Genomic DNA, 8,241 nt, shown 5'->3' on the forward strand with positions numbered 1-8,241 from the left:
CTGAGTCAGACGCTGAGCTCCCGCCCCAGCGCGGACGCGGCGTTCAGCACCAGCCGGGCCGTTTCCCGGGCGGCTTCGTGGGCCACCTCCGGCAGCACCGAGACGTAGGTGTCGACGGTCAGCACGATGCTGGCGTGCCCCAGCATCGCGTGCACCACCTGCAGATCAGTGTGCGCGGCCAGCGCCAGCGTCGCGGCGCCATGTTGCAGCTCGTGCAGCCGGATCGGCGGCAGCCCGGAGGCGGCCATCAGCCGGCGGAACCGGCCGGTGAGGTAGTCCGGCCGTAGTGGCGCGCCGTCCGTGGTGGTGAACACGAAGCCCGAATCCTGCCATTCCGCCCCCGCCGTCGCTCTCACCTCCTCCTGCCGCTCGTGGTGCCAGATGAGCACCCGCACGGTCTCCGCGTCCAGGCCCACCACCCGGCAGCTGGCGGCGCTCTTCGGCGGGCCGACCACGACCTGGCCGTCGGCGTGCACCCGCTGCTGCGTCAAAGGTGGGGGTGTCGGGCGAGGTAGTCCTGGAGTTCGCGGTGGCGAAACTGGTAGGCGATGCCGGCGATGCGGATCAGTCCGGTGTCGGTGTAGCACCAGTGCAGAAAACGGCTCAGCCTCCACGGCAGCAGCCGCGCCATGCAGAGCATTAGGAGCAGGTACCGCAGTCCGGCGTTTCCTGGACCGCCTATTGCCACCATGTAGAGCCCGAAGGCCAGTGCGGTGGGGCTGGCTGTCGCGGCGGCCTCGATCCCGTCGAGGCCGCCCGGGTTGAGCTCACTGGCGGTGCCCGCTCCCAGCCCCACGGACAGTCCTAGCAGGAGCAGGAACGCTGATCCGCTGGCAAGGTTGTCGCGGACGATGTCACGGGGGGTGGCGACGGGCTTGTAGCCGGGGATCATCAGCGAGCCTGCCAGGCTCAGGAGTAATCCGATCAGGAGCCCTGCCGCAAGCCCGGTGGCGAGGCCGGCCACTCCGTTCCCGGTCGTGGCTCCGCCCCAGAGCCCGAACAGGGGGCAGACCACGTATCCGGCCACGATTGCGGTGGGGGACTTCATCTGGGCCAGGTTGATGTGAGTGAGGCGGGGCCACACTTCCAACCAGGCGATGAGGCTGCCGCCACCCCCTAGGCCTATCGCGGCTATGGTGCCGATCGTGATGCCGTCGTGGCCGAGCGACAGTGGGAACACCGGCACCATGACCGCCGTGATGAGCGCGATGACACCGAGGCCGAGGACGCGTGAGCGGTTCCCCGCCAGCGGCCACAGCTCGTGCAGGACGAGGTCGGTGCCGGACAGCGTGCGGCCGTCCAACGGGGGCCGGATCATATTGGTGTCCAGATAGCGGGCCAGGACCGCCAGCCAGTTGTGGACGTGGCCTGTCCGGTAGCGGCTCTTCGCGCCTGGCGGGGTGGTGGCCGCGATGGCGGCAGGAATGAACAGACTGAGCAGGTGATCGCGGATTTGATCAGGGTCTGTGGCGGTGTCGGCCTGGTCGGCGAGGTGCGCCAGTTCGGCGGGGTCGCGCAGGTAGGCCCCGGTGTCGGATCGTTGCTGGTAGGCGGTGAGGGCCAGGGTGAGTCGCCAGGGCGTGGCCAGTGCCTCCGCCAGCGGGTGGCCGGGCTGGGTGAGCGCCTCCAGTACCGGCTGCCAGCGCGTTCGCTGATGCGTGCCGGCGACTGCCTCGATGAAGGTCCATGTCTGGTCCGCGGTGACAGCCGAGAGAGTGACGCGGGCCGCGTCGTGTGCCCAGGTGTCGCCGGCCATGAGCGCGTCGTAAGAGGTTGACCGGCAGGTCAGCACCAGCCGGGCCTTCCCGCGCCCGCGCTGGTAGGCGTTCAGCGCCCGCAGTGCCTCGCCCGCGCGTGAGCCGTAGCCGGGCTCGGGTTCGGGGTCCATCTCGTCCAGGCCGTCGATGACCGGGAGCACCCGATCGGCCCGCAGCAGGGCCCGCGCGGTGGCCTTGGACAGGTCGAAGGTGCGTACCAGGTGCGCTGCCAGCCAGTCGTCCACGCTCGTCTGAGCGTCCCAGGCCGCGGCGGACACGCGGACTGGGATCGGATCGTCGGGTCTGCGGTCGTCGTCGGTGAGCAGGCCCAGTATCAACTCGATCGCGAGCACCGTCTTGCCGGAGCCGGCGTCTCCGGTGATCACCAACCGCTGCGGCCTCAGCTTCCGGAAGTACCCTGCCACGTTCGCCACCGTCCCCTCGGACGCGGCTTCGCCGACGTTGTGGCCAGGTGCGGGAGTGAGGATGAAAGCCACATCGATCGTGCGGTCCTGCCGGCCTAGCAGCTGCATCCGCTGTGCGGTCTCGGAGGTCACGACTGCTCTTTCGAGCCTCTGTGCCCACAAGTCCACATCGGTGTCGGTCACTTGCTTGGCCCGGACCGCCTGCCATCCCGACCAGATCGACACCGCCAGCGACAGCGCTGACATCATGAAACTGGCAGGGTCGACGTCACCCCACCCCACATCCCTTAAACCCATCCAGGCGAAGACGCCGGCCACCATGAGCAGCAGCCCGCACGCCCACATCCACACCCGGCCAGACCTGCGATCCTCACCCATAAATGACCATCATCGGCATGGGGGCGCCCTCGCGCATCAAAGTCCGGCCAATCGCCATCTGCCTTGCACATCTACGCGGCGCCAGGCCGTGGTCGTGCTCCCTCGCCCAGTACGCCGTCAGCGGCGAGGTGGCGATGCCGTCAGGGTGGGGGGCACGGTGCACGCCCAGCTCCAGCGGATCGGCAGCGTACACCGTCGAGGGAGGCGTCTGCGTGGGGGAGCGAGCGCCAACGTAATACCAGGCTGGTCAGGACGCTTCGTCCAGCCGCCCAGTCGCTCAACCGCTGAGCGATGATGGCACGCGCATTCCTGTCCCGTTGGCGCAGCCACTGAGTCGCACGTTGGGTCACAACCTGGTTCTTGAGTTCGCTTGCCGCCAGTAGCTCGCTGAGCCGGGTGCCCAACTCGTCCGTGGACAGCCGTGCCCGGCCTCCTGCTCTGCGACGGGTTGGCACTGGGCGTTCGGGGGCGCGGGGCTCGCTGGTCATCGTGCGACTTGCTGTGAAGTCAAGGGAACCGCCACTTCCGGAGTCACAATCGTGGCCATGGCTGCCGAGATGGAGTGCGACTTGATCTCCAAGCGCACCTTGGAGGGCCTGGACGCCGCCCGCGCCGCAGGCCGGGTCGGGACCGCCCGGCCACGGCCACCGACGACATGCTCGCCGCCGCGCGTGGTTGGTCGGTCACCCAGATCGCCCGCGAGCTCGGCGTGGGCCGCTTCACGCTGTACCGGGCGTTGGAGGACGACGACCGGGACAAGTCCCGCAGGCCGCGCGCACGAGCGAGAGAAGCGTTGAGGATGGCGCGGTGGACCGAGGCGGGCGATTGCCACAACAGGCCGCCAAGCACAGAAGACGTCAGTAGTGACAGACCCGATAACAATGCGCTCCGGCGCCGGCGCGCTGAAAGCATGCGCTGAGCTCATATTCAAGGCCACTGAAAGCGTCGGTGCCTAACGTTCTGCGCGGGCAATCCCAACCGCAAGGAGTGACATGAGGTTGATCGCAGCTATCGCCGCCACGATGGTGCTCGCCTCCTCCCCGGCCGCGGCCGAACCCGAGGAGAGCGACCGGGAGATCCCCCTGGCGCACATCGAATACACGACCGGTCTCACCGTGAGCTTCACCGACAGCCAGCCCTCCAACGAAGTGGGGATGTCCCAGCTCGGGATCATCGGCCGCGCGCCGCTCATCGCCTGGGAGCGGAGCAACAGCTACCTGCAGACCTACCTGGAGATCACCCCGCCCGACGTGCCAGTGCCCCAGCGCCTCGTCGATGACCACGGCGCCGACCTCCCTGCCGAGTTGCAGGGGCGGCGGATCACCAGCGAGCCGGTCACCGTACGCGGCCTGACCGCTCCGGCCGGCGCCGTGCTCTCCGCCTCGTGCACCGCCGAACACTGGAGCTGGCACCTCTGGCACGACAACGCCCAGGCCGGCCTGGCTCCCAAGTCGTACACCACCCTCGACTTCGGCGGTTTCAAGGAGCGTCGCGCGGAGAGCTTCATCTTCAACTGCCTGCCGGTGGGCTCGCCGAGTTACCTGTGGGCCCGGCACCGGCTGTACTACTGGAACGGCACCAGTTGGTGGAAGCAGGCGGAGGAGAAGGTCGGCCCCGGGCTTCAGGCGGAAGAGGTCAAGGGCAAGGTGAAGCTCCACCGCAAGGTCGCCTATGACGACGGCTGGGGGTCCAGCCCTAACTGCCTCAGTGGGGCTTGCACGTACACCCGTGAGGGACGTTTCACCAGTTGACGGGTGACTGGTCGCCTACGGAAGGTTCAGCCGTACAAGAAAGAAACGCCAGCCGGGCTGTGCCCGGCTGGCGTTTCTGGGCTCCTCGCAGATGAGGGTGTAGTCGAGGTCTGTCGGTTTCCGAGGTCCGTCCGCACGGCCTTTCACGCTCGGGGCGCACTCCTGTGCGCGCGACGGGACGTGCGAGCTCCAGCCAAGTCACGAGGCACGGTCACGCGACCAGGCGCAACCAGGCCGCCGCGAGTGCGGCGTGACCGGCCGGTGTCGGGTGCACGCCGTCCACGGCCCAGTACTCCGGCCCGGTCGTCGCGGCGAGCTCGGCGAACATGCCGTCCGCGGCGAGCAGGTGCGCGCCGTACTTGCGGGCGAGCTCGCGCACGGCCTGGATCTTCGGGTCCAGGTCGGCGCGCCACTCCTTCCGCTCCTCTTCGCCGACGTGTGCGTCGCCGACCTCGACGAGGCCGCGAATCGGCAGGAGGAACGGTTCCATGAGGATCAGGCCGGCCCCGGCCTCGGCGAGGGGCGCGAGCAGGCGGTCGTAACCTGCCGCGTAGTCCTCCGCGGGGATCACGTAGCCGTCCGGGTCGTAGGTGTGCCAGCCCATGTCATTGCCGCCGACGAGGATCGACACCATGTCCGGGCGCGCGTCGAGCACGTCCGCCTGCCAGCGGGCTTCGAGGTCCATCACCTTGTCACCCGCGACCCCGGTGTTCAGCCAGGTCACGGGCCGGTCCGGGTGCCGGAGTCCCCACTCCCCGGCGATGCGCAGCGGGTAGCCCGACCCGAGGCCTTCTTCGCTCTCCAGCCGCCGGCAGTCGGTGATGGAATCGCCGGTGAACATCACGGTGCTTCCCGGGCGGAGGGTGATCGTCATGTGGTGCTCCTGGAAATCGGTCGAGGAAAGGAGAGGGTTCACATATTCAGGCGGCTCATGATCCGGTCGCCGGACTACCGAACCAACGGCTCGCGGCCCGCTCGAACCCTTCACGATCAGGGTCGCGATCGCCTGCCCAGGCGACGATGCCGTCAGGCCGGACGAGCACGGCACCCGATCCGAGGTCGTCTCTCGCCGGGCCGGCCGCGTACCGTATCCGGCCCTTCCACCCCGCCGCCGAATCGTGCAGGCGTCGGTCGACGCTGAAATCGAGTGCGACGCCTCGTCCGTCCCGCATCAGGTCGCCGAGGCGAGTGCCGTCCTCGAGACGAAGGTCGGGGGCGTTGCGGCCGGTCAGCGGTTGCTCGCCGCCAAGGTCGTAGCGGATCGACGATCCCGACGTCTTCTCGAACACGTAGGTCGTTCCGTCACGGGTCCCGATCAGGTCGCGCATCACACGTTGGATCGCCTGGGCATGCGCGTCGGGCCGCATGACCGCCGTCTGGGCGCGCGTCCAGTCGAGCGCCCAGGCGCCGATCGGATGGCGCTCGCCGGTGTAGGTGTCGAGAAGCCCGTCCGGCGCGTGCCCGTGCACGGTCGCGGCGAGCTTCCATCCCAGGTTCATGGCGTCGCCGATGCCGAGGTTGAGTCCCTGTGCCCCGAGGGGAGAGTGGATGTGAGCGGCGTCGCCCGCGAGCAGGACGCGCCCCTGCCGGTAGGTCGTCGTCTGCATCGCCCGATCGGTGAAGCTCGAGGCGAGACGAACGTCGCTCAGCGTCACGTCGGTGCCGGATACACGGCGCAGGACCGCCTGGAGATGGTCGCGAGTCGGTCGCTGCGAGCGATCGAACGCGCCGCCGTCGAACTCCAGCATGCCGACGTACCCCTTGGCGGGCGTCCAGAGGTACATGCCCGTCGGCGTCAGGGTGAACCCGGGGCGCAGCTTCTCGGGATCGGCGACGGTGGCGAGCGCGACGTAGCCGGTGAACTGCGGCTCGGTGCCGAGGAACTCGAAGCCCGCGAGCCCGCGCACCGTGCTGCGTCCGCCGTCGCAGCCGACGACCCAGCGCGCCGCGTACTCGTGCTCGCCGGCTCGCACGACCACGATCTCGACGTCCTCGTCGCCCTGTGTGATGGCTGAGACCGCGACGCCGCGCCTGACCTCCACGCCGAGCATGGACGCCCGCTCGGACAGCACCTTCTCGACCGCTTCGAGGCTGGTCATCACGCCCTCCATCGCCGGGCCGGGAAGCCGGAACGGCAGGGCGGCGACGTCGACCTTGGCCGGATCGAGCATCATGCCGGCGAAGTGGCCCGCGCCGCGAGGGCGTGCCGGCTCCTCCGCGACGGGACGGTCGTTGGCACCCGACGCCTTCAGCAGCGGGTGCAGCATCCCCCGGCGGTAGAACGCCTCGACCGACGCGGCGGACAGGCCCCGCATGCCGAGCGGGTCCGCCTTCCACGGGGAACCGGGCTCCGGCTCCCGCTCGAGCACCAGGACAGAGCAGCCCGCGAGGCCAAGCTCGCAGGCGAGGAAAAGACCGACCGGGCCGGCGCCCACGATCACTACGTCATGCATCAGAACTCCCTTCCGAAGCCTGTTTTCTGAGGCACGCGAAGACTGACGCGGGCCGCTCACACGGCGCGCACACGGCGCTGACATGGCGGGCACACATGGCGGGCACACATGGCGCGGGCACTCCCGTCCTGCCGTGATTTGGGACTCGACGGTGCGCGCGCGAAGATTGGGAGATGGACGGGGATGCGCCGCTTCGCGTCACGCTGCTCGGCGCCTTGCAGGCGTCTCGCGGTGACGCCGCCCTGCCCGTTCCGGGTGCCCGGTTACAGGGCCTGCTCGTACGGCTGGCGCTCGCCGGCGGGCGAGCGGTCGAGCAGGGCGTCCTGATCGACGCGATCTGGGCCGAGGACCCGCCTGCCGGCCCCGCCCACGCCCTGCAGGCCCTGGTCTCGCGGCTGCGCCGGGCCCTCGGCTCGGCCGGTGACGTCGCGCAGGTCGCCGGCGGCTACCGGCTCGACATGGACGCGGCCGACGTGGACGCGCTGCGGTTCGAGCAGCTCGCCGCCGCCGGCCGTGACCGCGTGCGCGCCGGCGACACGAATGCCGCGGCGGCCTTGCTCGCCGAGGCCGTGGCGCTGTGGGGCGGCCGTCCCGGCGCCGAGCCCACGGCCGTCGCCGCAGTAGCGCCCGCCGCCGCGACCCGGCTGGCCCACGCCTCGATCGAAGCCGTCGCCGACCTCGCCGACGCGGAGCTGACGCTGGGCCGCGCCGACGCGGCCGCCGCCCGCCTGACCGCCCTGCTCGCCGAGCACCCCGTCCACGAGCGGGTGGCCGCGCTGCTCATGGACGCGCTCACCGCCCAGGGTCGCCAGGCCGAGGCCCTGGCCCTGTACGAGCGGGTCCGCGAAACCCTGGCCGACGTGCTCGGCGCCGACCCGGGCGCCGCACTGCGCGAGCGCCACCTGCGTCTGCTGCGCGCCGGGCGGCCCGCCCCGGCCGCCGACGCCGCGCGGACCAGGCCGAGCAACCTGCCGGCGCCGCTGACCGGCTTCATCGGGCGCGACGACGACCTCGCCCGGATCGACGCGCTGCTCGCCGCCGGGCGCCTGGTCACCGTGCTCGGTCCCGGCGGCGCCGGCAAGACCCGGCTCGCCGTCGAGGCCGCCCGCCGGCACCGCGACGAGTACGGCGACGACACCTGGATGATCGATCTCGCCTCGGTCACCGAGCCCGGCCAAGGTCGGCACGGCCGTGCTCGCCGGGATCGGGCTGCGCGGCGGCGCGATGTTCGAGGCGCGGATGCGGGTCGAGGGCTCCGACCTGGACGTACTCGTCGACCAGCTCGGTGGCCGGGAGAGCCTGCTGCTGGTCGACAACTGCGAGCACCTGATCGACGCCGTGGCCCACCTGGTCGCGGCCCTGCTGTCCCGATGCTCCGCGCTGCGCGTGCTGGCCACCAGCCGCGAACCCCTCGCGGTCGACGGCGAGGCGCTGGTGCCGCTCGGCCCGCTCGCGCTGCCCGGGCCGGACGACGGCG

The 8,241-nt window shown here is 70.5% G+C and carries 7 protein-coding genes and 1 pseudogene; 4 read left to right on the plus strand and 4 right to left on the minus strand.

Annotated elements, in window-relative coordinates:
• Positions 1–5: 5 nt before the first annotated feature.
• The gene (locus tag ABZS51_RS36415; protein WP_355451041.1) at positions 6–491 is read right to left on the minus strand and encodes a tyrosine-type recombinase/integrase; all 486 of its coding nucleotides are present in this window, start codon (positions 489–491) and stop codon (positions 6–8) included.
• The gene (locus ABZS51_RS36420; protein ID WP_355451044.1) at positions 488–2,560 is read right to left on the minus strand and encodes an NACHT domain-containing protein; all 2,073 of its coding nucleotides are present in this window, start codon (positions 2,558–2,560) and stop codon (positions 488–490) included. Before ABZS51_RS36420 ends, ABZS51_RS36415 begins: the two co-directional genes overlap by 4 nt.
• Before the next feature lie 655 nt (positions 2,561–3,215).
• On the opposite strand from ABZS51_RS36420, the gene ABZS51_RS36425 reads away from it, so the two are divergent.
• Both ABZS51_RS36425 and ABZS51_RS36430 read left to right on the plus strand, forming a co-directional pair.
• The gene (locus ABZS51_RS36425; RefSeq protein WP_355451047.1) at positions 3,216–3,479 is read left to right on the plus strand and encodes a helix-turn-helix domain-containing protein; all 264 of its coding nucleotides are present in this window, start codon (positions 3,216–3,218) and stop codon (positions 3,477–3,479) included.
• A 73-nt stretch (positions 3,480–3,552) separates the two neighbouring features.
• Positions 3,553–4,311 carry a hypothetical protein gene (locus ABZS51_RS36430; RefSeq protein ID WP_355451050.1) on the plus strand — a complete coding sequence of 253 codons (759 nt, stop codon included), beginning with the start codon at positions 3,553–3,555 and terminating at the stop codon, positions 4,309–4,311.
• 211 nt (positions 4,312–4,522) lie between these two features.
• On the opposite strand, the gene ABZS51_RS36435 is transcribed toward ABZS51_RS36430, so the two are convergent.
• Together ABZS51_RS36435 and ABZS51_RS36440 are read right to left on the minus strand one after the other, a co-directional pair.
• Positions 4,523–5,185: an SGNH/GDSL hydrolase family protein gene (locus ABZS51_RS36435; protein WP_355451053.1), complete on the minus strand. Its 663-nt coding sequence runs from the start codon at positions 5,183–5,185 to the stop codon at positions 4,523–4,525.
• Between the two features lie 55 nt (positions 5,186–5,240).
• Positions 5,241–6,752 carry an FAD-dependent monooxygenase gene (locus ABZS51_RS36440; protein WP_355451056.1) on the minus strand — a complete coding sequence of 504 codons (1,512 nt, stop codon included), beginning with the start codon at positions 6,750–6,752 and terminating at the stop codon, positions 5,241–5,243.
• Between the two features lie 470 nt (positions 6,753–7,222).
• On the opposite strand from ABZS51_RS36440, the pseudogene ABZS51_RS36445 reads away from it, so the two are divergent.
• Positions 7,223–7,618 (plus strand): annotated as a pseudogene (locus tag ABZS51_RS36445) (BTAD domain-containing putative transcriptional regulator); the annotation flags it as partial.
• A 337-nt stretch (positions 7,619–7,955) separates the two neighbouring features.
• Positions 7,956–8,241, plus strand: a 286-nt coding sequence (locus ABZS51_RS36450; RefSeq protein ID WP_355451059.1) for a hypothetical protein, incomplete at its 3' end; no start/stop codon positions are given.

The organism is Nonomuraea sp. NPDC005501 (assembly GCF_040605905.1).
Lineage (GTDB): Bacteria > Actinomycetota > Actinomycetes > Streptosporangiales > Streptosporangiaceae > Nonomuraea.

Bases quoted from the DNA above. Each gene is read 5' to 3' on its own strand.
- ABZS51_RS36435 (WP_355451053.1), bottom strand. From the start codon at position 5,185: ATGACGATCACCCTCCGCCCGGGAAGCACCGTGATGTTCACCGGCGAT.
- ABZS51_RS36430 (WP_355451050.1), top strand. From the start codon at position 3,553: ATGAGGTTGATCGCAGCTATCGCCGCCACGATGGTGCTCGCCTCCTCC.
- ABZS51_RS36420 (WP_355451044.1), bottom strand. From the start codon at position 2,560: ATGGGTGAGGATCGCAGGTCTGGCCGGGTGTGGATGTGGGCGTGCGGG.
- ABZS51_RS36425 (WP_355451047.1), top strand. From the start codon at position 3,216: ATGCTCGCCGCCGCGCGTGGTTGGTCGGTCACCCAGATCGCCCGCGAG.